Below are 21,452 nucleotides of genomic sequence, written 5' to 3'. Positions count from 1 at the left end.
TCTACCGCATTGAGAGGACGAAACGCGTATCGAAGGACGCCTTACTTCTTCTTGGTCACCCAGATGGTGATGGTCGCGGTCACGACGGGTTTCCCGTCCGTGTCCGTGATCGTCACCGGAACCGGCAGTTCGAAGCCCTCGTCGCCGAATTCCGGCAACTCCGGGAGTTCGGCGACGGCCCGGAGGCCGGTTTCGGCCTTCGCCACATAAGAGACCGTCATTCCCTTGGGCAGCCAGCGATGCGTCGTCGGGACGGTCGCCTCAGCGAGCATGCCCATGGCGATCTCGGCGAGGTTGCATGCCGCGATCGCGTGAAAGGTCTTGATGTGGTTGTAAACACCCCACCACTTCGGGGACGTCACCTCACAGCGACCGGGACGCAGTTCGCGCACCGACGGGAGCACCGTCCGGAAGTACGGCACACGCAGGCACATCGCCGCCGAGAACAGCTGTTTGCCGACCGGCTTCCCGGCCAGCCTGTTCCACATCGCGTAGGTCGGATTCTGCGCCATCACGATCTCCTCACCATGTTACTCGCGGGTAGCATAACCGGACCGCAGGCTATATTCGCAACGTGGCTCATCGGCTCTTCCTCCTCCGGCATGGTCAGACCGAGTGGTCCGTCAACGGACGGCACACCGGCCGCACCGACATCCCGCTCACGCCCGCCGGCGAAGGGCAGGCCCGCGCCGCGGGCGGCACCTTGCGCGCCGTGCTCGGCGGCGCTCCCGCACTCGTCCTCTCCAGCCCCCGCACCCGCGCGCTGCGGACGGCCGAACTGGCCGGGCTGCGCGTCGACGAGGTCACCGAAGAGCTGGCCGAATGGGATTACGGCGATTACGAAGGCGTCACCACCCCGGTGATCCGCGAGACCGTTCCCGGCTGGACGGTCTGGTCGCATCCGGTTCCCGGCGGCGAAAGCGCGGAGGACGTCAACGCCCGCGCGGACAAGCTGATCGACCGCGTCCGCGAGCCGCTCGGCTCGGGTGACGTGATCCTGGTCGGCCACGGTCACTTCAGCCGCGTCCTGGTCGCGCGCTGGATCGGGCTGCCGTCGACGGCGGGCGTCCACTTCGGACTCGACCCGGCCGGCGTCGCGGTGCTCGGCGACGAACGCGGCGAGCCGCAGATCGAACACCTCAACCTGCTCCCCACCACGGAGGATTAGTGTCCGACGAGCGCATCCGGCGCATCAAGGAAGAAGACGTCGACGCCGTCGTCCGGCTCGTCTACGATCTCGCCGAATTCGAACGCGCTCCCGACGAGTGCCACCTCACTCCCGAACAACTGCGCACCGCGCTGTTCGGCGAGGCACCGGCACTGTTCGGGCACGTCGCCGAGGTCGACGGCGAAATCGTGGGCTACGCGCTCTGGTTCCTCAACTTCTCCACCTGGCGCGGGGTGCACGGCATCTACCTGGAGGACCTCTACGTCCGCCCCGAGCAGCGCGGCTCCGGCCTCGGCAAGGCGCTGCTGGCCACCCTCGCGGCGGTCTGCGTCGAGCGCGGTTACGCCCGCCTCGAATGGTCGGTGCTGAACTGGAACCCGGCACAGGGGTTCTACAAGTCGCTCGGCGCGGTGCCGATGGACGAGTGGACCGTGGACCGGCTCACCGACGAGCCGCTGAAGGCGCTCGCGGCGCAGGTCCGTGCCAGTACATGATGGCCCCCTTCACTGCGCCTAGCGCAAGGAAGGGGGCCATCATGTACTTCACGCCGACGGGTCGCGTTCCTCGCGCTCCCGGCGGGCGGCACGGCCCGCGGCGCCGTCGCGTTCGGCGGCCTCTTCCTCGGTCTCGCCGTCCCGCAGCCCGAGCGCCCACGCGCGCGAGGGGCGGCGGAACAGCAGCACGATGACGAGGACGCCGACCAAGCCCAGCGGTACACCCCAGACGGGCTGCCCGGACGGTCCGGCGCCGTACCAGCCGACGCCGATCAGGATGAGCCCGACGACCACCCCCGGCGACCTCGCCCACGTCTTCCCCATCGCCAGTCCCGCGGCGCACGCGAGCGTTCCGGCGGCGAGGACGAGGTAATAGGCGACCTCGGCCACCAGGTTCTCCGGTCCGGCCTGGCCGTTGACCAGGAGCAGGACCGCGAACACGATGAGGGCGAGCCCCGGCAGCGCGGTAATGGCCCCGGCGAGGCGGACTTCACGGGGGGCGGGCGAGAGCTTGTCGGCGATGGACACGGCGAAACAGCCTTCCAGGCTTCCTGACACGGCGCTCCCTCAGGGCGGGTCACCGTACGTGAGCACTTTCGATCGTATGCCACCCGGTCGGCCGGTTTCCCCGGACCGCCGGGTGGGAAGAATTGGGAGCGTCGTCGATGAGCGGGCGGTCGGCCCGGGTGCACTTGTCACGACGAGCGAAGTCGCCGGCGATGAGGAGGAACGCCCGCCACAGGGTCATACGGTGCTGCTTCGAGGACGCACGGGCATTGAGCTTCGCGTCACCTGACGCTCCCCCCTACGGGCCGACGTCACTTACCCTGCGGTAGTGCGTGCCATCCTCGTCGTGAATCCCCAGGCCACCTCGACCACCGCCGGTGGCCGTGACGTGCTGGCCCACGCGCTGGCCAGTCAGGTGAAGCTCGACGTCGTGGAGACCGACTACCGCGGCCACGCGATGGCCGTGGCGCGCTCGGCCGCCCGTGACGGGATCGACCTGGTCGTCGCCCACGGCGGCGACGGCACGGTCAACGAGGTCGTCAACGGCCTCCTCGCGGACGCCGACGGCGATCCGGCCGGAATCGGCGACGTCCCCATGCTCGGTGTCGTACCGGGCGGCTCGGCGAACGTCTTCGCCCGCGCGCTGGGTATCGCGCACGATCCGGTGGAAGCGACCCATCAGCTCCTCAACGCCATCGAGAACGACCGAAGCCGCAAAGTCGGCCTCGGACTCGCCGACGGTCATTGGTTCACCTTCAACGCCGGCATGGGCTGGGACGCGGACGTCGTCGGCCGGGTGGCCAAGCGGCGGGGCAAGCAGACCACCGCGGGGCTCTATCTGAGGGCCGCCGTGGTGTCCCATCTGCGGCCCCCGCTCGGTCGCCCACCCCTCACCGTGCGGATCCCGGGTGAAGAGCCCACCGAAGTGCTGACCGCTTTCGTGTCGAACACCGATCCGTGGAGTTACCTGGGCGACCGCCCCGTGCACCTGAACCCGGGCAGTTCGTTCGACAGCGGATTGGGCCTTTTCGCGTTGAGCGGTCTGCGGTTGCCCACCGTGTTCAAGCATGTACGGCAGGCATTGCTCACGAAGAGCGACCAACGCGGACGACGTCTCCTTCGTCACGATGACCTGCCGATGATCCGCATCGACGCTGCTGAACCGGTAAACTTCCAGGTGGACGGCGACCTCGTCGGCCAGCGGACGAGGGTGGAGTTCTTCAGCGTCCCGGGAGCACTGACAGTAACCGTGTGAGGACCGGACCGCTGATCGCCTGCGGCAAAGTGCTATCTGCCGCTCATCGACGCAGAACCTCCGCTCACCGCATCGGCCTTCCCAACGGGCGGCCGTTTCGGAACGAAACCGCAGGTCAGGAGCGTCGCTCGGCCGGGTGAGCTGACTCACCGATCTTCAGAAAACCCTTGTCGAAACGGGTGCTTCGTGAAAGCATTCACAAGCACCCAAAAAAACGACCGCCATGACGACTATGGCGCGGAGTACCGCGCCGTTATGAAGGAGCTCAGAAACATGGACTGGCGCCATGACGCGGCCTGCCGAGACGAGGACCCCGAGCTGTTCTTCCCCGTGGGAACCAGTGGTCCGGCTCTGTCGCAGGTAACGCAGGCGAAGGCCGTGTGCCACCGCTGCACCGTCGCATCCGACTGCTTGGCCTGGGCTTTGGCCAGCGGGCAGGACGCAGGCGTCTGGGGCGGGATGAGCGAGGACGAGCGACGGGCCCTGAAGCGCCGTCGTACGCACATCGGCACGCGTACCTCCGCCTGAGTCTTTCGAGACTCAGCACTCTTCATCACAGCAACCAAAAGCTACATCCAAGCTTCGGGTAAATCCCGCGGCGCAATGGCTGTATGGCCGTGCGGTGCGAGGTGACACGTACCCGACTTGAGCTTAACAAGCGAGGCCGACACACCCCCACGGGGGTATGGCTTCACAGGACTTTCTCCAGTCCTCCCGCGGAACCGTTGCAGGGCCGGCGCCACTTCTCTTCGGGCGCCGGCCCTTAAACGTGTCCGGATCAGACGGTCCACAAAGGATGATCAAAGGGGACAGTCCACTAGAGACGGCGGGAAAGCGGGATCCGCAAGGCCGCTTCGGTCCCCGCCCGGCGGCCGCCGGTTTCCTCTTGCTCTCCGCGCATTCCGCGAAGCGACAGCGAACCGCGCAGTTCCGACTCCACCAGTGTCCGCACGATCTGCAGCCCGAGGCCGTCGCTGCGTTCCAGAGAGAACCCCGAAGGCAGCCCGCGCCCGTTGTCACGGACGACGACGTCGAGCCAGCGGGCCGACCGTTCCACCTCGAGTTCGACCTTGCCCGGCCGTCCGCCGGGGAACGCGTGCTCGATGGCGTTCTGCACCAGTTCGGCCAGCACCATCACCAGCGGCGTCGCGATCTCGGCGATGACGACGCCGAACGAGCCCTTCCGCGAAAGGCCGACCTGCGATTCGGCCGTCGCGACCTCGCCGACCATCGGCAGGACGTTGTCGAGCAGCTTGTCGAGGTCGACCCGCTCGTCCACGGAGATGGACAGCGCCTCGTGCACCATCGCGATCGACGAAACCCGCCGCACGGATTCACCGAGCGCGAGCCGTGCTTCCTCGCTGGAGGTCCGGCGCGACTGGAGCCGCAGGAGCGCGGCCACGGTCTGCAGGTTGTTCTTCACTCGATGGTGGATCTCGCGAATGGTCGCGTCCTTCGAAAGGAGGGCGCGATCGCGACGCTTCACCTCGGTGACGTCACGCACCAGCACCAGCGCGCCGGCGGCCTGTCCGGCCGGGCGCAGCGGCAGCGCACGGAACAGCACGACGGCGCCGCGGCGCGAATCCGCCTCCGTACGGCTGCTGGGCTTGCCGTCGAGTGCCTCGATGATCCGGTGCGACACCTCGGTCGCGTCGAACGGGTCACGGATGAGGGACCTGGTCAGCGGTGCCAGACGCTGCCCGACGAGATCGGACTCGTGCCCCATCCGGTGATAGGCCGACAATCCGTTCGGGCTGGCGAAGACCACGGTGCCGGTCGGGTCGAGGCGGATCAGGCCGTCGCCGACGCGCGGACTGGTGTGCGTGTCCGTCTGGTTCCCCGGGCTGGGGAAGGTACCGTCGACGATCATCTGGCACAGGTCGCCCGCGCTGCCGAGGTAGGCGATCTCGAGCGGGCTCGGCACCCGCGAGGCCGCCAGGTTGGTCTCCCGGCTGAGGACGGCGATCACCGTGCCGCCGAACACCACCGGGATGGCCTCGCGGCGCATCGGCAAGTCGCGGTACCAATGCGGATCCTCTTCACGGCAGATCCGCACCTCGCGGCTCGCCTTGGCCAGTTGCGGATGCTCGTCCACGGTGAACCGGGAGCCGACGACGTCCTCCGGATGGGCCGTGGGCGCCGTCGTGGGGCGTGCGTGCGCGACGCAGACGTAGTCCCCGCCGTCGGGCTGCAGCTCCTCGGAGACGGCTACCCAGAGCAGGAAATCGGCGAAGGAAAGGTCGGCGAGCAACTGCCATTCGGCGACCACGGTCTGGAGGTGGTCCGCGGCTTCGCCGGACAGACCGGTGTTCTCGGCGAGCAGATCGGAAAGGGTGGACACGTCCCCATCCAAGCAGGGTGAGGGCCGCATGACACACTGGAGAGGTTGACCCTGGCCCCGTGGTGTCGTATCACCCCGCGAGGGCCACTTGGACAAGGAGTGAAACATGTCGAAGCGCGCCCGCAAGCGTCGCGACCGTAAGAAGAACGGCGCGAACCACGGCAAGAAGCCCAACTCCTGATCATTCGATCAGACGGCGAAGGCCCCCGCACCGATCCGGTACGGGGGCCTTCGCGTGTCCGAAGTGGTTATTCGGAAGTCTGCTCGATCTTGATCTCGGTGCGCTCGATGGTGAGCGAGCCCTTGGTCTGCACGGTCTGGCGGATCGAGGCCCGCAGCCGGGACTTCAGGTCGTCCGGCGCGTGGTCACCACCGCACTTCCGGGCGAGCAGCTGCTTGATGTGCTCGTCGATGCCGTATTCCTCGAGGCACGGCGGGCAGTCCTCGATGTGCTTGCGCAGGGCGGCGTCGCGTTCGGCGCTGCACTCCTTGTCCAGCAGCAGGTAGATATCGGCGAGGGCCTCTTCGCACTTGACCTTGTCGTCCGCGCCGCTGCAGTAGTCCTCGGTCATCGCCCCGCCACCTCCTGCCGCTGGCCGGCGCGGATGAAGCCCCGCTCGCGGGCGACGTCGGCGAGCAGGTCACGAAGCTGGGCACGGCCGCGGTGCAGCCGGGACATCACGGTGCCGATCGGCGTGTCCATGATCTCGGCGATCTCCTTGTACGCGAAACCTTCGACATCGGCGAGGTAGACCGCGAGGCGGAACTCCTCGGGCAGCTTCTGCAGCGCTTCCTTGACGTCGATGTCGGGCAGATTGTCCATCGCCTCGACCTCGGCGGAGCGCAGGCCGCTGGAGGTGTGACTCTCCGCCTTGGCGATCTGCCAGTCGGTGATCTCCTCGGTGGGCTGCTGCACCGGCTGACGCTGACGCTTGCGGTAGCCGTTGATGTAGGTGTTCGTGAGGATGCGGTACATCCACGCCTTGAGGTTCGTACCCGCCTTGAAGGAGGCGAAAGCCGCGTACGCCTTCAGGTACGTCTCCTGAACGAGGTCCTCGGCGTCGGCGGGATTCCGGGTCATCCGCATGGCGGCCGAGTACAACTGGTCGAGCAGGGGCATCGCGTCCCGCTCGAAGCGCTCGGCCCGCACGGCCACCTCTTCGGCGTCCGTGCCCGTTTCCGGCGCAGGATTCTCCGTGCTCGGCAAACCGTTCCCTTCCCGATCGGCGTCGATGCGCTTGTGCGCATGAGACGTCGTCGAGTTTACGCGCGAGCGGATCACCTGGCCGCCCGGCGTGCGCGGGATCAGGATTCGGGGAGCTTCCAGTGTGGTGGACACGTGCCTTCCAACAGTGCGGCCCGGCCGGGCATTCCCGGCACACTCGTAGACTCCGCCCATGGCAGGCAAGGGAACCCCGGCGACGGCGCTGCTGGCGAAGCAGAAAGTGCCGCACGTGCTGCACGCGTACGACCACGACCCGCGGGCCGAGTCGTACGGTCTCGAAGCGGTCGAAGCGCTGGGGCTGGACCCCGCGCGCGTGTTCAAGACACTGGTCGCCGAGGTCGACGGGAAACTGACGGTGGGCGTGGTCCCGGTCACCGGTCAGCTGGATCTGAAGGCGCTGGCCGCCGCCGCGGGCGGGAAAAAGGCGAAGATGGCCGACCCGGCCGCCGCGCAACGCGCGACGGGGTACGTGCTCGGGGGGATCTCGCCGCTCGGGCACCGGAGCCGGCTCCCGGTGGTGATCGACGCCACGGCGGAGAAGTTCGAGACCGTGCACTGCTCGGCCGGGCGGCGGGGCCTGGAGGTCGAACTCGCGCCTGCCGACCTGGTGCGGCTCACCGGCGCGGTGGTGGCCCCGATCGCGAGCTGACACCCCCGCCGTCGCATTTAGTCCTCTGGATGCGGTCCATGCGTGTGCAACTACCGCATTCAGAGGACTAAATGCGGCGGGAGACTCACCCTTACGAGGGAGGGAGGTCGGCCCACAGCGGGAAGATCACCCGGCCGGACTCGGGAATCGTCATCGGTAAGCGAACGACGACTCCTGGGGAGCCACGAAATGACCAACACCCTGCCCGGCGTACCGAAGTGGGCGAACCTCGCCGCACACGCGACGCTGCTGGCGACCCTGCCTTCCGGACTGTGGCGGATCGCGATGGGACTGGGCATCCCGGTCGGGTTCACCGCACAAGGACTGGTGGAGTTCGGCATCCCCGGCTGGGGCACGGCCTACGTCTTCGGACTGAGCCTCCTCGCCGAAGCACTCGCCTTCCTCACCCTCGGTCTCGTCCGGCCGTGGGGCGAAGTGTGGCCGCGCTGGATCCCGGGATTGCGCGGCCGTCCGATCCCGCCGCTCGCGGCGATCATCCCGGCCGCCGCGGGGGCGATCTCCCTGACCGCACTGGGTGTCCAGGGACTGTTCGGCTGGGCGGAGGCAGGTTCCTCGATGTCGCCGGGGAGCTGGGAGACCTCGCCGGTCTACGGCGTCGTCATGGCCGCCTGCTACGCCCCGCTCCTGCTCTGGGGGCCGCTGCTGGCGGCGGTCACCGTGCACTACGCCAGGCGACGGCTCTCAGAGGCCGGACACTCAGGCGAGCGGCCGCAGCACTCGCTCGAGCCACTCGGCGGCCGCGCGTGACACGCCTTCGAGGTCGGCGCTGAGGTTGTGGTCGCCCTCGAGCACCACGATCTCGTGATGCGGGCCGCCTTTGGGCAAGCCGAAGGGGTCGCGTTCGCCCTGGATCACCAGGGTCGGGACCTCGACGGCGTCCAACTCGGCCTGCCGCGTCTTCTCCGGCTTCCCCGGCGGATGCTCGGGGAAGGCCAAACAGAGCACCGCCACCGCCTGCCCCGCCGCGGCCGTCCGGCAGGCGACACGCGCCCCGGAGGACCGGCCGCCGAACACGATCGGGAGATCGTCGAACCGGACGGAGATCTCGTCGGCCACGGTGAGCCAAGCGGTGTCCAGCTGCGTCGCCGGAGCGGGCGCGCGGCGACCGGCGACCCGGTACGGCTGCTCCACGAGCACGACGTGCACACCGGCGGCCTGCGCCGCCCGCGTGACCGCGACCAGGTCTTTCGCCCCGATCCCGCCACCCGCGCCGTGGCCGAGCATCAGCACCGCGACCCCTTCCTCGGCACAGTGCAGCTCGGCCCGCGCGGGACCGTAGGCGGTGTCGATCTCCAATTTCGTCATGAGTTCGGCAGGTCGAAAAGCGCGCTGTCGGCGGCGGGTTCGACGCGGTCGAGCAGCTCCGGCCCGTTGTTGCGGACGTTGTTGACCAGACTGGACACCGGCCGCAGCTCGATCGTGTCGACCAGCTCCGCCGGCGGCGGGACGAGCAGGTCGGTGACGTCGGCCAGGTCGGGGTCGAGCCAGGTGTCCCACTTCTCGCGCGGCATCAACAGCGGCATGCGATGGTGGATGTCGGTGAGCCTGCCGACCGAGTCCGTGGTGATCACCGAGAAGGTGATCAGCGGGTCCGCGTCCTTGTCGTCCTTCGGCCGCCAGGTTTCCCAGATGCCGGCGAAGGCGAGCGAAGCGTCATCAGGGCCTGTCATGAAGAAGGGCTGCTTCTCCTTGCCGTCGCGGCGCCACTCGTACCAGCCGTCGGCGGGTACCAGACAACGCCGCGAAGAGACCGCCTTCTTGAAGGACGGCTTCTCCTTGGCCGTCTCGGCGCGCGTGTTGATCATCTTCGAGCCGACGCCCGGATCCTTCGCCCAGAACGGGACCAGGCCCCAGCGCATCATCCGCAGTGACCGGACGGCCGGTTCGTCCTCGAGCACCGCGCCGTCGGCGTCCCGGGGATGCCGCTGCACCACGGTGGCGACCTCCTTGGTCGGCGCCACGTTGTGATCGGTCCGGACCCGGCCTTCGGTCAGGTCCACCGCGGCGAACTCGTCGATCAGCGCGGCGGGGTCCTTCGTGGCGGCATAGCGCCCGCACATGCGAAAACCTCCTCGTCGAAGGGCCATCGTTACACGCTCGCCCAGCGATGGCGAGCGGCATGGGATCATTCTTCCGCGATGTGCGAAGAGCAGGAGGCGGTTTGTCGGGCAAGGACTGGAGCAGGCTGGACGAATCCGATGTGCGGATCCGTCCCGGCAAGGGCACCAGACCGCGCAGCAAACGCCGCCCCGAGCACGCCGACGCCTCCACCGCGATGGTCATCGGGAAGGACCGCGGGCGCTGGACCTGCGCGATCGACTCGGATCCGGACCGGGTGGTCACCGCGATGCGGGCCCGCGAGATGGGCAGGGTCTCGGTCGTCGTCGGCGACACCGTCGGCATCGTCGGCGACGTGAGCGGCAAGCCGGACACCCTCGCCCGGATCATCCGGGTGGATGAACGCTCCAGCGTGCTCCGCCGGACCGCGGACGACACCGATCCCTACGAACGGGTGGTCGTCGCCAACGCCGAACAGCTGCTGATCGTGACCGCGCTGGCCGATCCGCCGCCGCGCACCGGCTTCATCGACCGCTGTCTCGTCGCCTGCTACGCGGGCGGACTCGAGCCGGTCCTGTGCCTGACGAAAGCCGACCTCGCGAGCCCGGACGAACTCCTCGCCGGTTACGCGGGCCTCGACATCCCGGCCGTGGTCACCCGGCACGACGAGCACCCGGACGAACTGACCGGACGGCTCAAGGACCGGGTCACCGCGCTGGTCGGGCATTCCGGGGTCGGGAAGTCCACTTTGGTCAACCGGCTGGTGCCGGACGCCGGGCTGGCGACCGGGGTGGTCAGCGCGGTCGGCAAGGGCAGGCATACGTCGGTCGCGGCGGTCGCGCTCCCGCTGCCCGGCGGCGGCTGGGTGATCGACACCCCCGGCATTCGCTCGTTCGGCCTCGCCCACGTGACCGCGGACGACATCGTGCTCGCGTTCGAGGAGTTCGCCGAGGCGGCCGAGGAGTGCCCCTCCGGCTGCGGCCACCTCGGACCGCCGTCGGATCCGGACTGCGCACTCGACGACGTGGTCACCGACGGTCACGCCAGCCCGGAGCGACTGGGCTCCTTGCGTCGCCTTTTGGGCTCCCGAGCCGGGCATGACGACGAGCGGTAACTAAATCCACGCTGGCGCGATACCCCATTCGGATTAGATCAACTTTTTCTGAGGGGTTCACTTGAAGCGCGCAACCACACTCACCGCCGTCACCGCGGCCGCCGTCCTGGCGCTGTCCGCCTGCGGTGGCGAGAAGCCGACCGGAGCGGCCGTTCCCGCCGCCCAGACCGAGGCGGGCAACTCGCTCTCGTCACCGCTCGGCGACCCGATCCAGCTCGCCGCTCTCACCAAGGAGAGCACCGCGAAGGCCAAGTCGTCGAAGGTCAGCATGGAGACCGCCGCCGGCGGGCAGACCATGACCGTGACCGGCCAGGGCCTGTACGACGGCGCGGACAGCAAGTTCTCGATGGTCGTGGACAGCGACGGCAAGAAGATGGAAATGGTCTTCATCGACAAGGCCATGTACTTCAAGCTCGACGCCGCCGACAAGGCGGAGATGAAAACCGACAAGGAGTACGTGAAGATCTCGGCCGACGGCCAGGATCCGATCTCGCAGCTGCTCGGCAAGATGATGTCGAAGGCCGTCAAGGACAGCGACCCGTCCCGCACCCTCGAGCAGATCTCGAAGGCCGGGAAGATCACGAAGTCCGACCAGGTCCAGCTGAACGGGGAGCTGACCAACCACTACGTCATCGACATCGAGGTCGAGAAGGCGATCGCACTCATCGTGAGTGAAGCGGGCGTGCCGCTCCCCGCCGACGCGCAGAAGCAGCTCGACGCCAAGCTGAAGGGGAAGAACGTCACCATCCCCACCGAGCTGTGGCTCAACGCCGAAAACCTCCCGCTGCAGGTCACCATGGACCAGACCGCCTTCATGAAGGCCATGGGCGTTCCGGGAGACGGCACGGCGAAGTCCACCGTCAAGTACACCGACTGGGGCGCTCCGATCACCATCACCGCCCCGCCCGCCGAGCAGGTCGGCGACCTGGCCGAGATCATGAAGAAGGCCGGCCGGTAGGCGCGTGCCGCAGCCGTGGTTAGCGGCCGCGCTGGCGTGAAGTACGTGATGGCCCCCTTCCTTGCGCCTAGCGCAAGGAAGGGGGCCATCACGTTCTGGGGGAAGGTGTGAAGGTCGAGTTTCCTCGGCTCAGCCGCGTGAAGGGGGCCTTCACGCGCTGCCGTTCTCTGGCTACGGTGGTGGTACAGACCATTCACCCGAGGGAGTCCTATGCGTGCCACCGGATTCGCCGCCGTCTGTACCGCCATCCTGCTGTTGGGCGGCTGTTCCGGGGAAGAGAAACCGGTGACGAAGCCGGCCACTGACGCGGCTCAGCTGGCCTCGGTCGCCGCCGCCGGCACACAGAAGGCCCGCTCGTCGAAGGTGGCGCTGGAGACCACCGCCGAGGACGGCCGCAAGGTCGTGGTGACCAGTTCCGGGCTCTACGAAGGACCGAACAGCAAGTTCTCCATGGTCGCCGAGATCGGCGGTGAGAAACGGGATCTGATCTTCGCCGACGGCGTCCTCTACTACCGCCTGTCCGACGCGCAGCTCCAGGAACTCAAGACCGGCAAGGAATGGGTCAAGATCACCGCCGGTGGCAAGGACGCGATCTCCGCGGCCAACGGCGAGCTGATGACCAAGGTCGTCGAGACGATGGATCCGACGCGGACGATCGACCGGATCTCGAAATCCGGCAAAGTCGTCAAAGCCGAGCAGGCCGACGTGAACGGCACAGCCGCCACGCACTACGTCCTCGACCTCGGCGGTGCGCCTGCCGAAATGTGGCTCGACGCCGAGCAGCGTCCGGTGCGGGTCACCCTCGGCAAGTCGACGGTCAACTACGACAGCTGGGCCTCGGACGTGGTGATCATCGCGCCGCCGCCCGAGGCGATCGGCGACAGCCGCTGAGCCGTTCCCCCGATCGGGGTGCGGCCCGCGACTGTGTTTCGCTTGGGTACCCGCACTTGAAAGCAGGTCCTCATGCGGAGAACGGCCCTGTCCACCGTCGTGCTCGTGCTCGGTGCGCTGCTCGGCGCTTGTGACGGCGGAACCGTCGCGTTCGCCGACGCCCGCGCTCTGGCGGACGGGACCGCGTCCGCCATCGACGGCAAGGCCGCGAAGTTCGCCACGGATGTCACAGCGGGTGCGATGCGCTCGAAGAGCCAGGGACAGGCGCGGGTCGCGCGAGCGGGTACCGCGCTGGTCATGACCACGGACTTCCTCGGCGAACCGCTCGAACTCCGGATGGTCGACAAGATCGTCTTCGCCAAGGTGCCCGAGAGTGCCCGTGACGAAGTTCCCGGCGGCAAGCCGTGGGTCAAGGTGTCCGCTGACGGCGCGGACCCGTTCTCGCAGGTCGCCGGCGGCAGTATCGACCAGCTGGCGAAGCAGAACGATCCCGGCCGCGCGCTCGACCAGATCCGGCGCGCGGGCACCCTCACCGAGTCCGGGCACACCGAACTCGACGGCGTGTCCGCCGAGCGCTACCGGCTGGACATCGACGTGGCCGCGCTGGGCGGCGATCTGCCCGCCGGGTTGTCGGCCGAGGCCGTCGGGGAACTGGGCGGCAAGCTCGGGAAGCTCCCCATGGAGCTCTGGCTCGACGACGCGCACCAGCCGCTGCAGGTTATGCTCGACCTCGCCCCCGTCCTCGCCGCTTCGGGTGCCCCGGACAGCGCGATGGCCAGGATCGTCACGCGCTACACCGAGTGGGGCACGCAGGGCCCTCTTTATATCCAGTCGCCGCCCCCGGACCAGATCGGCGAAATTCCGGCAGGCTGATCTGTCACGTTCCTCGCGCGCGTCTCGTCCCTCTCGTGAAGGTGAACAGGAGGGACGAACATGCGTGTGATGGTGATCGGGGCGACGGGTGTCCTGGGGCGGCCCCTGGTGCGGCGTCTGCTGGCCGAGGGCCACGAAGTGAGCGGGCTGGCCCGCGGCGAGGACCGGGTCGCGGCCGTGCGGGGGACCGGCGCGAAACCGGTGACGGGCTCGTTGTTCGATGTCGATTCCCTGGCCGCGGCGCTGCGCGGGCACAACGCGGTGGTGAACGTCGCGACCCGGATCCCGGACGCTCGCCGGGCGATGAGGCCGTCCGGCTGGGCGGAGAACGACCGCGTGCGGATCGAGGGCAGCCGGACGCTCGCGGCCGCCGTTCGACGGGTCGACGAGGTGGGAGTCGTCGTTCAGGAAGGGATTTCGTTCGTCTACGCCGACGGCGGCGACCGCGAACTCGACGAGGACGCGCCTCTGGCGCTTCGCGCCAACATCGCGTCCTCGACGGTGGCACACGCGAACGTCGCGGAGCTGGCGGACGAGGGCCGCACCGCGATCCGGCTGCGGATCGGGTCACTGGTCGCCGACGACGCGATGACCAAGACGATGCTGGCCGCCGCGCGGCGCGGTTCGCCGCTGATCATCGGCAGCCGCACCGACTGGACCTCGCCGATCCACCCGGACGACGCGGCGGCGGGGGCGATCGCGGCACTGCGGGCGCCGAGCGGCGTCTACAACCTGGCCGCGGATCCGGTGCGGAAACAGGAACTCGGGGCGGCGATGGCCGCCGCGGCCGGGGTCCGGCGGGCACACGCGCTGCCGAAGTGGCTGGCGAACCGGCTGGGCATGATGTCGGTACTGGCGCGCTCACAGCGCGTCGTTTCCACCCGGCTCACCGAGGCGACCGGATGGCGCCCCGAACGCCCGGTACCCGGCCCCTCCTGGTTCTAGCTCCCTCCCCTGGCGCGTTTGGTCCTCTCAATGCGGTAGTTGCGTGTGCAAGGACCGCATTCAGAGGACGAAACGCGTGAGGGCGGAGGGGGTCAGAGCAGTTCGAGCAGGAAAGGGAGTTCCTGGGGCGCGTACCAGGCGAGTTCGTGGTCTTCGGCGTCGCCGAGGGTGAATTCCGCGTCCGGGTCGCCGAGGTCCGCCTCGTCGATCACAGCGGCGGCGGCCTGTACGGACTCGGCGGCCTCGGCCGCGTCGACGTGGATCGCGGCGACGTCGGCGATCTTCACCGGACCGGACAGCCGGACGACGGCGGCGTCGAGATCCGGGCGCAGCGTGACGTCGTCGATGTCGGCCGAGATCACCACCCGTCGCGGCTCGGGCTTCTCCTCGGCCGCGATCAGCCGGAGCGACGCCCTCGCCGCGTCGAGCAGCGCGGCGTACTCGAGTTCCTCGTCGGACCCGCTGGCGTAGGACTCCCGCAGCGCCGGGGTCAGCGCGAACCCGGTGCCGCTGCGCGCCCGGAATTCACCGGCGGTTTCGAGATCACGGAGCATCGCGATCGTCCCGGGTAGATAGACCCTCACCAGTGCGCACCCTTCAGCTCTTCCAACGATTCCTCGATCATCCCGGCGAGCAGGTCCACATCGGACACGGCCTTGCGATCGCCGTTCAGTCCGAAGTAGACACCCCCGTGATACGAGGTGACCCCGATCGCCAGCGCTTGATTGCGCACCAGCGGCATGACCGGGAACATCTCCACCATCTTCGCCTGTCCCGCGTAGAGCGGCACCTGCGGGCCCGGTGAGTTCGTGATCAGCACGTTGAAGATGCGCCCCGACATCGATCCGGCGGCCCGCGCGCCCAGCGAATGCAGCGTGGCCGGCGCGAAGCCGCCGACCGTGAGCAGCCCGCGCGCGGCGACCGACCGGCCGGAGTCGAGGTGATCCGCCATCGCGTGGCCGATGTGCTGCAGCCGCAGGACGGCGTTCGGTTCGCCGACCGGGAGGTCGATCAGGTAGGCGTCGACCTGGTTCCCGACCAGCGCGGGCGTCGAATACTCGGCCGTCTCGGCGTCACGCACGGCCATCGGGACCAGCGCGCGCAACGTGGTCGTCGCGGTGAGGTTCGAACCGCGGGAAAGCAGCCATTCCCTCAGCGCGCCGGTGACCGCGGCCAGCACGACGTCGTTGACCGTGCCGCCGTGCGCCGCGCGGACCTTGCGGAAGTCCTCCAGCCGCGTGCGGACCACGGCGAACACGCGGCCACCGGAGGTACGGACGTTGAGCGGCCCGGACGGCGCCGGATGGACCATCGTCTTCAGCGCCGACGCGACGTCGCCGACCGTCTCGGTGACCTTGCCCGCCATCGCGGTGGCGTCGTGGGCGATGGACCGGACGTTCTCGACCAGTTCGGTCGGGCGCTGCACGGTCTCGGCGACCGCGTCGAGGATCAGCTGCGTACGGCTCGGCTCGCGGCGCGGATGCCAGTTGTCTTCGAAGGGATCCGGCTCCTGCGGGGTGGCGTCGAGGATCAGCTGTCCGAGCTCGATGGTGCCCAGCCCGTCCACAACGGACTGATGCGTCTTGGTCACCAGCGCGACGCGGTCCCCCGCGAGCCCCTCGACGAAGTACGCCTCCCAGAGCGGCCTCCCCGGATCGAGCCGCCTCGACATGAGCCGGGCCACGAGGTCGAACAGCTGGCCGTCGGAACCCGGCTGCGGCAGCGCGGACCGGCGGACGTGGTAGTTGAGGTCGAAGTCGACGTCGTCGACCCAGACCGGCCGGGCGAGGTGACCGGGCACTTCCAGCACCCGCTGCCGGTAGCGCGGCAGGAACGAGAGGCGCTGCCCGATCAGGTCCAGCAGCTGCTCGTAGGTGACGCCGTCGCGCGGCCGTTCGAAGATCGCCACGCCGCCGACGTGCATCGGGGTCGAGTGGTCTTCCACGTAGAGGAACGAGGCGTCCAGCGCGGAGAGGCGGTCGGGCATGAGCCGATCCTTACATAGTGGGACACTCGCCGGTGTGGGTGATGAGTCGGTGATTTCGCCGAAGGACCGGTTCCTGACGGTGTACGGGCGGAAACCGGTGCTCGAAGCACTGGACGACGCGGCGCTCGAGGTGGACAAGGTGATCCTCGCCGACACCGTGCGCGGGCCCAACGCCGCCGAAATCCAGCGCGCCGCGAAGGCCGCCGGAGTACCCGTGCAGCGGGCGAGCGCGCACCGCGTCAAGGTACTGGCGGGCAACGGCAAACAGGACCAAGGCGTACTGGCCGACGTCGTCGCGCCGCGAATGCGGTCGCTGCACGCCGCTCTGTCCGACGGCAGGCCGCCGTCGCGGGTGCTGCTGCTCGACGGGATCACCACCCCGGCGAACGTCGGCATGATCCTGCGCACGGCGACCGCCGCCGGGCTGGAAGGGGTCGTGGTGCCGCGACGCGGCGTCGCCGCCCTCGACCCGATGGTGGTCAAGGCCTCCGCCGGGGTCGCGTTCCGCGCGCCGGTGCTGCGCTGCGGCAGCGCGCGCGAAGCCGCCGAAATGCTGACCGAAGCCGGGTACGGCATCTACGCGCTGGGTGCTTCGGCACGCGCTTCGGTGTTCGACGTCGAGCTGCCGCAGCGCGCGGCGTTCGTGCTGGGCGGAGAGACGAACGGCGTCAGCGCCGACGTCGGCGAGCTGGTGACGGAGTGGGTGTCGATCCCGATGCCGGGCGAGGTGGAGTCGCTCAACGTCTCCGCGGCCGCCGCCGTGCTGTCGTTCGAGCTGGTCCGGCGGGCCGGCGGTGCGGCGGGCTAGCGGTCTGCCGGGAAGAGGGCGCTGAGTTCCGTCAGCGTCTCCTCGACCGACGTGTGGTGCACCCCCGCCATCCCGGCCGCCACCGCGGCGCGGACGTTGTGCGCGGCGTCGTCGACGAAGACGCACCGGTCGGCCGGCAGGTCGAGCAGTCCGGCGGTGAGCAGGTAGACCTCGCGCTCGGGTTTGGCGACGCCGACCTCGCCGGAGAAGACGAGCGCGTCGAAGAACGGGTCCAGTGCCTGTTTGGCCTCGTCCGACGCGCCGGGAGCGTTCGAGAGCAAGGCCGTTTTGATGCCGCGTTCCCTGGCGGCCCGCAGGAAGGCGTACAGCTGGTCCGCGTCGGCGTCCGTGAGCACCCCGACGTAGTCGACGACCAGCCCGTTCAGCACCAGCCCACGGTACCCCGGCCGGCCACAAGCGTTTACCGCCCGTTTCATCCTGTCGGGCGGTTCCTGTCTTCTTGCCGACCTCCGCGAGCCCCTTAATTGCTGGGCGCGGCCGAGGGGGCCGCGAAGGGGGACGACCTGATGGCTTCGTACGTACTGAGACGGCTGAAACCGTGTGAACCGCCTTACCGGACCACGACCCGCCCGGATCGGCTGACACACCGGGTACCGCCGCCGGACAACCAGCTCGTGCTGGACCTGCCGCTGCCCGGCGGAGAGCCCACGCGAACACCGGTGCCTCGGCAGGAGGAACCCGACGCGCTGGACGGGCGGCAGGTGGGCAGGCTGCTGACCACCATCCTCGAAGCCTGCGACGGGCGCCGTCCGGCGGTTCAGGTGCAGCCGATCCTCGACCCGGCGCTCCACCGCGCGCTGCTCGACCGCACCCGTCGCCGTCCGCCCGGAGGCTACCGGCCGAAGTCGATCCACCTGTGTCATCCGGCGGACGGGGTCATCGAGGCCTGCGCGACCGTCGAGCAGAACAGCCGCTGCCTCGCCTTGGCCGCGCGCTTCGAGCGGACGCCGACCGGCTGGGTGTGCACCCGCTTCCATTTGCTGAAGCCGCCGCGCCGCGTTTCCACGCTTCGCCTGACGGCATGACAAAGGGGGCCTTCTCCGCCGTCCTGCGCGGAGAAGGCCCCCTTTTCGGCCGCGTTTAGCGGCGCGGGCCCTTCTTGCCCTTCTTCTGAGAGGCGCGCTGCGCGGCGCGACGCTCCCGGCGGGTCCCGCTCTGGTCACCGGCGTCGCCGGCGGCACTGTCCGAATGCGACTCGACGCCACCGTCCTCTGACGGGCCCGACATCGTCAGCCCGGACCGCGAACCGCCGCCGAGGCCCTTGCCACGCAAGGCCGACGGCACGGATTCGGTGTCGGTCGCCGGACCTTGCGGAGGCGTCGGACGGGCGTGGCGCCCGTCGCCGTTGGCCTGTCCGTTCCCGGACGCGACACCGGCGGGCAGCGCGGCGGCGGACTCCGGCGACGGCGTGGCGGGCTCGGCCTGCTCGACCTGGAGGTTGAACAGGAAGCCGACGGCCTCCTCCTTCAGCGACTCCAGCATCGCGCGGAACATGTCGTAGCCCTCGCGCTGGTACTCGATGACCGGGTCGCGCTGGGCCAGGGCCCGCATGCCGATGCCCTCCTTGAGATAGTCCATCTCGTAGAGGTGCTCGCGCCATTTGCGGTCGAGCACGGTCAGCATCACCTGACGCTCCAGGCTGCGCATCGCGCCTTCGCCGACCTTGGCGTCGATCTCGGCCTCGCGCTGGTCGTACGCGCGATGGGCGTCCTCGAGCAGCGCCTCACGAAGCTTTTCGGCGTCGAGGTCGTCATCCTCGGTGAGCTCTTCCCAGGTGACCCCGACCGGGTACAGCGTCTTGAGCGCCGTCCACAGCTTCTCGTGGTCCCAGTCCTCGGCGTAACCCGAAGAGGTCTCCTCGGTGACGTACGCGTTGATGACGTCGACGAGCATGTGCTCGATCTGCTCGCGCAGATCCTCGCCCTCGAGGACACGCCGGCGCTCTTCGTAGATCACCTTGCGCTGCTCGTTCATGACCTCGTCGTACTTGAGGACGTTCTTGCGGATCTCCATGTTCTGCTGCTCGACCTGCGTCTGCGCGCTCTTGATCGCCTTGGAGACCATCTTGTGCTCGATCGGCACGTCGTCCGGCAGCCGCATGGTGGTCATGACGCGCTCGACCATCGACGCGTTGAAGCGGCGCATGAGCTCGTCGCCGAGCGACAGGTAGAAGCGGGACTCGCCAGGGTCGCCCTGACGGCCGGAACGACCGCGGAGCTGGTTGTCGATCCGGCGGGACTCGTGCCGCTCGGTGCCGAGCACGTACAGGCCGCCCGCCTCGCGAACCTCCTCGGCCTCGGCCTTGGCCTCCGCCTGGATCTCTTCGAGCACCTTCGGCCAGGCGGCCTCGTATTCCTCCGAGTGCTCCACCGGGTCGAGGCCGCGCTCACGCAGCACCTCGTCGGCGATGATGTCCGGGTTGCCGCCGAGCACGATGTCGGTACCGCGGCCCGCCATGTTGGTGGCGACCGTGACCGCGCCCTTGCGCCCCGCGCGGGCGACGATCAGCGCCTCCCGGTCGTGGTGCTTGGCGTTGAGGACCTCGTGCGGGACACCCAGCTTGAGGAGCAGCTTCGACAGGTGCTCGGACTTCTCGACACTCGTGGTGCCGACCAGCACCGGCTGGCCCTTCTCGTGCCGCTCGGCGATGTCCTCGGCGACGGCCTCGAACTTGGCCTGCTCGGTCTTGTAGATCAGGTCGGCCTGGTCGGCGCGGACCATCGGCTTGTTGGTCGGGATCGGCACCACACCCAGCTTGTAGGTCTGGTGGAACTCGGCCGCCTCGGTCTCGGCGGTACCGGTCATGCCCGACAGCTTGTCGTAGAGCCGGAAGTAGTTCTGCAGCGTGATCGTGGCGAGCGTCTGGTTCTCGGCCTTGATCTCGACGCCTTCCTTGGCCTCGATCGCCTGATGCATGCCCTCGTTGTAGCGGCGGCCGTGCAGGATGCGGCCGGTGAACTCGTCGACGATGAGGACCTCGCCGTCGCGGACGATGTAGTCCTTGTCGCGCTTGTAGAGCTCTTTGACCTTCAGCGCGTTGTTCAGGTAGCCGACCAGCGGCGTGTTCGCGGCTTCGTAGAGGTTCTCGATGCCGAGCTGGTCCTCGACGAAGGCGACACCCTTCTCGGTGACACCGACGGTGCGCTTGCGGATGTCCACCTCGTAGTGGATGTCCGGCTTCATCAGCGGCGTCATCCGCGCGAACTCTACGTACCAGCGCGAGGACTGGTCCGCCGGACCGGAGATGATCAGCGGGGTCCGCGCCTCGTCGATGAGGATCGAGTCCACCTCGTCGACGATGGCGAAGTTGTGGCCGCGCTGGACGCAGTCTTCGAGGCTCCACGCCATGTTGTCGCGGAGGTAGTCGAAGCCGAACTCGTTGTTCGTGCCGTGCGTGATGTCGGCGGCGTACTGACGGCGGCGGACATCGGGGGTCTGGTCGGCCAGGATGATCCCGACCTCGAGGCCGAGGAAGCGGTGGATGCGGCCCATCCACTCGGCGTCACGTTTGGCGAGGTAGTCGTTCACCGTGATGACGTGCACGCCTTTGCCGGACAGCCCGTTCAGGTACGCGGGAAGAACCTGGGTCAGGGTCTTGCCCTCACCGGTCTTCATCTCGGAGACCTGGCCGAGGTGCAGCGCGGCGCCGCCCATCAGCTGGACGTCGTAGGGCCGCTGGCCGAGCACGCGCCAGGCGGCCTCCCTCGCCACCGCGAACGCCTCCGGCAGGAGGTCGTCGAGTGACTCGCCGTCCGCGTGCCGCTTACGGAACTCGTCGGTCTTCGCCCGCAGCGCCGTGTCCGAAAGTTCCTTGACGTCGTCTTCGAGGGTGTTGATGTGATCGGCGATGTTGCGCAGCCGCTTCACCATTTTGCCCTCGCCCGCGCGGAGCAGGCGGTTCAGCACCATCCGGTCGACCTCACTAGCTGATTCGTGATCGCACCCGAGCCGGTCCCGGGCAATCTCGTACGCGGTGGTACCTGGTACCGCACCACCGTCCGACCCCCATCGTAGGGAACACCTCGGTGTTCGCGCACGCACCGTCTGTCGGTACTTGACGGGGCGGGGTCGTATCGCGCCCGATCCGGACACGGCGGCGGCCCGCACGCGAACACGTGCGGGCCGCCGTCGTGGACG

General features: G+C 68.7%; 25 protein-coding genes. 14 read left to right on the top strand and 11 right to left on the bottom strand.

The annotated features are described in order from the left end of the window. Positions 1-41: 41 nt before the first annotated feature. Positions 42-512, bottom strand: coding sequence for a hotdog fold domain-containing protein (locus ACZ54P_RS26705; protein WP_465464306.1), 471 nt, complete (start codon positions 510-512; stop codon positions 42-44). 62 nt (positions 513-574) lie between these two features. On the opposite strand from ACZ54P_RS26705, the gene ACZ54P_RS26700 reads away from it, so the two are divergent. Then, complete coding sequence (locus ACZ54P_RS26700) at positions 575-1,168, top strand: acid phosphatase (RefSeq protein WP_465464305.1); 594 nt, start codon at positions 575-577, stop codon at positions 1,166-1,168. Further along, on the top strand, positions 1,168-1,662 hold the full coding sequence (locus ACZ54P_RS26695) for a GNAT family N-acetyltransferase (RefSeq protein ID WP_465464304.1): 495 nt from the start codon (positions 1,168-1,170) through the stop codon (positions 1,660-1,662). The genes ACZ54P_RS26700 and ACZ54P_RS26695 overlap by 1 nt, the downstream gene beginning before the upstream one ends. A 48-nt stretch (positions 1,663-1,710) precedes the next feature. Here ACZ54P_RS26695 and ACZ54P_RS26690 read toward each other — a convergent pair whose 3' ends face one another. After that, positions 1,711-2,220 carry a hypothetical protein gene (locus tag ACZ54P_RS26690; protein ID WP_465464303.1) on the bottom strand — a complete coding sequence of 170 codons (510 nt, stop codon included), beginning with the start codon at positions 2,218-2,220 and terminating at the stop codon, positions 1,711-1,713. A 277-nt stretch (positions 2,221-2,497) separates the two neighbouring features. On the opposite strand from ACZ54P_RS26690, the gene ACZ54P_RS26685 reads away from it, so the two are divergent. Both ACZ54P_RS26685 and ACZ54P_RS26680 read left to right on the top strand, forming a co-directional pair. Further along, complete coding sequence (locus ACZ54P_RS26685) at positions 2,498-3,424, top strand: diacylglycerol/lipid kinase family protein (RefSeq protein WP_465464302.1); 927 nt, start codon at positions 2,498-2,500, stop codon at positions 3,422-3,424. A 273-nt stretch (positions 3,425-3,697) separates the two neighbouring features. Then, entirely contained in the window at positions 3,698-3,952 is a 255-nt protein-coding gene (locus ACZ54P_RS26680) for a WhiB family transcriptional regulator (protein ID WP_037306843.1), read from the top strand. A 289-nt stretch (positions 3,953-4,241) separates the two neighbouring features. Here ACZ54P_RS26680 and ACZ54P_RS26675 read toward each other — a convergent pair whose 3' ends face one another. Then, positions 4,242-5,765 carry a sensor histidine kinase gene (locus ACZ54P_RS26675; protein WP_465464301.1) on the bottom strand — a complete coding sequence of 508 codons (1,524 nt, stop codon included), beginning with the start codon at positions 5,763-5,765 and terminating at the stop codon, positions 4,242-4,244. 106 nt (positions 5,766-5,871) lie between these two features. Between ACZ54P_RS26675 and ACZ54P_RS26670 the strand changes: the two genes are divergently transcribed. Next, on the top strand, positions 5,872-5,946 hold the full coding sequence (locus ACZ54P_RS26670; RefSeq protein ID WP_369299112.1) for a 50S ribosomal protein bL37: 75 nt from the start codon (positions 5,872-5,874) through the stop codon (positions 5,944-5,946). A 67-nt stretch (positions 5,947-6,013) separates the two neighbouring features. On the opposite strand, the gene rsrA is transcribed toward ACZ54P_RS26670, so the two are convergent. Both rsrA and ACZ54P_RS26660 read right to left on the bottom strand, forming a co-directional pair. After that, positions 6,014-6,337, bottom strand: a complete 324-nt coding sequence (gene rsrA, locus ACZ54P_RS26665; protein ID WP_465464300.1) for a mycothiol system anti-sigma-R factor — start codon at positions 6,335-6,337, stop codon at positions 6,014-6,016. Next, positions 6,334-6,972: a sigma-70 family RNA polymerase sigma factor gene (locus tag ACZ54P_RS26660; RefSeq protein WP_465464448.1), complete on the bottom strand. Its 639-nt coding sequence runs from the start codon at positions 6,970-6,972 to the stop codon at positions 6,334-6,336. Before ACZ54P_RS26660 ends, rsrA begins: the two co-directional genes overlap by 4 nt. Before the next feature lie 190 nt (positions 6,973-7,162). Here ACZ54P_RS26660 and ybaK point away from each other — a divergent pair, with 190 nt between their 5' ends. Together ybaK and ACZ54P_RS26650 are read left to right on the top strand one after the other, a co-directional pair. Then, on the top strand, positions 7,163-7,639 hold the full coding sequence (ybaK, locus tag ACZ54P_RS26655) for a Cys-tRNA(Pro) deacylase (RefSeq protein ID WP_465464299.1): 477 nt from the start codon (positions 7,163-7,165) through the stop codon (positions 7,637-7,639). 189 nt (positions 7,640-7,828) lie between these two features. Then, entirely contained in the window at positions 7,829-8,407 is a 579-nt protein-coding gene (locus tag ACZ54P_RS26650; RefSeq protein ID WP_465464298.1) for a hypothetical protein, read from the top strand. On the opposite strand, the gene ACZ54P_RS26645 is transcribed toward ACZ54P_RS26650, so the two are convergent. After that, positions 8,357-8,965 carry an alpha/beta hydrolase family protein gene (locus ACZ54P_RS26645; protein ID WP_465464297.1) on the bottom strand — a complete coding sequence of 203 codons (609 nt, stop codon included), beginning with the start codon at positions 8,963-8,965 and terminating at the stop codon, positions 8,357-8,359. The genes ACZ54P_RS26650 and ACZ54P_RS26645 overlap by 51 nt on opposite strands. Beyond that, the gene (locus tag ACZ54P_RS26640; RefSeq protein ID WP_465464296.1) at positions 8,962-9,720 is read right to left on the bottom strand and encodes an SOS response-associated peptidase; all 759 of its coding nucleotides are present in this window, start codon (positions 9,718-9,720) and stop codon (positions 8,962-8,964) included. The genes ACZ54P_RS26645 and ACZ54P_RS26640 overlap by 4 nt, the downstream gene beginning before the upstream one ends. Positions 9,721-9,821: 101 nt before the next feature. Between ACZ54P_RS26640 and rsgA the strand changes: the two genes are divergently transcribed. The 5 genes from rsgA (at position 9,822) to ACZ54P_RS26615 (ending at position 14,499) form a co-directional block, all read left to right on the top strand. Continuing rightward, positions 9,822-10,832: a ribosome small subunit-dependent GTPase A gene (gene rsgA, locus ACZ54P_RS26635; protein ID WP_465464295.1), complete on the top strand. Its 1,011-nt coding sequence runs from the start codon at positions 9,822-9,824 to the stop codon at positions 10,830-10,832. A 61-nt stretch (positions 10,833-10,893) separates the two neighbouring features. Beyond that, positions 10,894-11,790, top strand: a complete 897-nt coding sequence (locus tag ACZ54P_RS26630) for an SCO4651 family lipoprotein (protein ID WP_465464294.1) — start codon at positions 10,894-10,896, stop codon at positions 11,788-11,790. 210 nt (positions 11,791-12,000) lie between these two features. Continuing rightward, the gene (locus ACZ54P_RS26625) at positions 12,001-12,681 is read left to right on the top strand and encodes an SCO4651 family lipoprotein (protein WP_465464293.1); all 681 of its coding nucleotides are present in this window, start codon (positions 12,001-12,003) and stop codon (positions 12,679-12,681) included. Positions 12,682-12,753: 72 nt separating this feature from the next. Further along, positions 12,754-13,554, top strand: a complete 801-nt coding sequence (locus ACZ54P_RS26620; RefSeq protein ID WP_465464292.1) for an SCO4651 family lipoprotein — start codon at positions 12,754-12,756, stop codon at positions 13,552-13,554. A 60-nt stretch (positions 13,555-13,614) separates the two neighbouring features. Next, positions 13,615-14,499 carry an NAD-dependent epimerase/dehydratase family protein gene (locus ACZ54P_RS26615; RefSeq protein ID WP_465464291.1) on the top strand — a complete coding sequence of 295 codons (885 nt, stop codon included), beginning with the start codon at positions 13,615-13,617 and terminating at the stop codon, positions 14,497-14,499. A 92-nt stretch (positions 14,500-14,591) separates the two neighbouring features. On the opposite strand, the gene ACZ54P_RS26610 is transcribed toward ACZ54P_RS26615, so the two are convergent. After that, positions 14,592-15,083 (bottom strand): DUF6912 family protein, encoded by a 492-nt coding sequence (locus ACZ54P_RS26610; protein ID WP_465464290.1) that lies wholly within the window; start codon positions 15,081-15,083, stop codon positions 14,592-14,594. Next, entirely contained in the window at positions 15,080-16,486 is a 1,407-nt protein-coding gene (locus ACZ54P_RS26605; protein WP_465464289.1) for a WS/DGAT/MGAT family O-acyltransferase, read from the bottom strand. Before ACZ54P_RS26605 ends, ACZ54P_RS26610 begins: the two co-directional genes overlap by 4 nt. A 34-nt stretch (positions 16,487-16,520) precedes the next feature. Here ACZ54P_RS26605 and ACZ54P_RS26600 point away from each other — a divergent pair, with 34 nt between their 5' ends. Next, positions 16,521-17,294: a TrmH family RNA methyltransferase gene (locus tag ACZ54P_RS26600; protein ID WP_465464288.1), complete on the top strand. Its 774-nt coding sequence runs from the start codon at positions 16,521-16,523 to the stop codon at positions 17,292-17,294. Here ACZ54P_RS26600 and ACZ54P_RS26595 read toward each other — a convergent pair. Beyond that, positions 17,291-17,731 (bottom strand): HAD-IA family hydrolase, encoded by a 441-nt coding sequence (locus ACZ54P_RS26595; protein WP_465464287.1) that lies wholly within the window; start codon positions 17,729-17,731, stop codon positions 17,291-17,293. The genes ACZ54P_RS26600 and ACZ54P_RS26595 overlap by 4 nt on opposite strands. Positions 17,732-17,821: 90 nt before the next feature. Here ACZ54P_RS26595 and ACZ54P_RS26590 point away from each other — a divergent pair, with 90 nt between their 5' ends. Further along, positions 17,822-18,340 carry an Rv3235 family protein gene (locus ACZ54P_RS26590; RefSeq protein WP_465464286.1) on the top strand — a complete coding sequence of 173 codons (519 nt, stop codon included), beginning with the start codon at positions 17,822-17,824 and terminating at the stop codon, positions 18,338-18,340. Positions 18,341-18,395: 55 nt separating this feature from the next. Here ACZ54P_RS26590 and secA read toward each other — a convergent pair whose 3' ends face one another. Next, positions 18,396-21,224, bottom strand: a complete 2,829-nt coding sequence (gene secA / locus ACZ54P_RS26585) for a preprotein translocase subunit SecA (RefSeq protein WP_465464285.1) — start codon at positions 21,222-21,224, stop codon at positions 18,396-18,398. Between the last annotated feature and the right edge of the window lie 228 nt (positions 21,225-21,452).

Source organism: Amycolatopsis sp. NPDC034160, from assembly GCF_055575355.1.
The sequence above is the reverse complement of the archived record's forward strand: the minus strand, read 5'-3'. Positions and strand labels throughout refer to the sequence as shown.

Bases quoted from the DNA above. Each gene is read 5' to 3' on its own strand.
- ACZ54P_RS26705 (WP_465464306.1), bottom strand. From the start codon at position 512: ATGGCGCAGAATCCGACCTACGCGATGTGGAACAGGCTGGCCGGGAAG.
- ACZ54P_RS26680 (WP_037306843.1), top strand. From the start codon at position 3,698: ATGGACTGGCGCCATGACGCGGCCTGCCGAGACGAGGACCCCGAGCTG.
- rsrA (WP_465464300.1), bottom strand. From the start codon at position 6,337: ATGACCGAGGACTACTGCAGCGGCGCGGACGACAAGGTCAAGTGCGAA.
- ybaK (WP_465464299.1), top strand. From the start codon at position 7,163: ATGGCAGGCAAGGGAACCCCGGCGACGGCGCTGCTGGCGAAGCAGAAA.
- ACZ54P_RS26650 (WP_465464298.1), top strand. From the start codon at position 7,829: ATGACCAACACCCTGCCCGGCGTACCGAAGTGGGCGAACCTCGCCGCA.
- ACZ54P_RS26645 (WP_465464297.1), bottom strand. From the start codon at position 8,965: ATGACGAAATTGGAGATCGACACCGCCTACGGTCCCGCGCGGGCCGAG.
- ACZ54P_RS26640 (WP_465464296.1), bottom strand. From the start codon at position 9,720: ATGTGCGGGCGCTATGCCGCCACGAAGGACCCCGCCGCGCTGATCGAC.
- ACZ54P_RS26625 (WP_465464293.1), top strand. From the start codon at position 12,001: ATGCGTGCCACCGGATTCGCCGCCGTCTGTACCGCCATCCTGCTGTTG.
- ACZ54P_RS26620 (WP_465464292.1), top strand. From the start codon at position 12,754: ATGCGGAGAACGGCCCTGTCCACCGTCGTGCTCGTGCTCGGTGCGCTG.
- ACZ54P_RS26615 (WP_465464291.1), top strand. From the start codon at position 13,615: ATGCGTGTGATGGTGATCGGGGCGACGGGTGTCCTGGGGCGGCCCCTG.
- ACZ54P_RS26605 (WP_465464289.1), bottom strand. From the start codon at position 16,486: ATGCCCGACCGCCTCTCCGCGCTGGACGCCTCGTTCCTCTACGTGGAA.
- ACZ54P_RS26595 (WP_465464287.1), bottom strand. From the start codon at position 17,731: ATGAAACGGGCGGTAAACGCTTGTGGCCGGCCGGGGTACCGTGGGCTG.
- ACZ54P_RS26590 (WP_465464286.1), top strand. From the start codon at position 17,822: ATGGCTTCGTACGTACTGAGACGGCTGAAACCGTGTGAACCGCCTTAC.
- secA (WP_465464285.1), bottom strand. From the start codon at position 21,224: ATGGTGCTGAACCGCCTGCTCCGCGCGGGCGAGGGCAAAATGGTGAAG.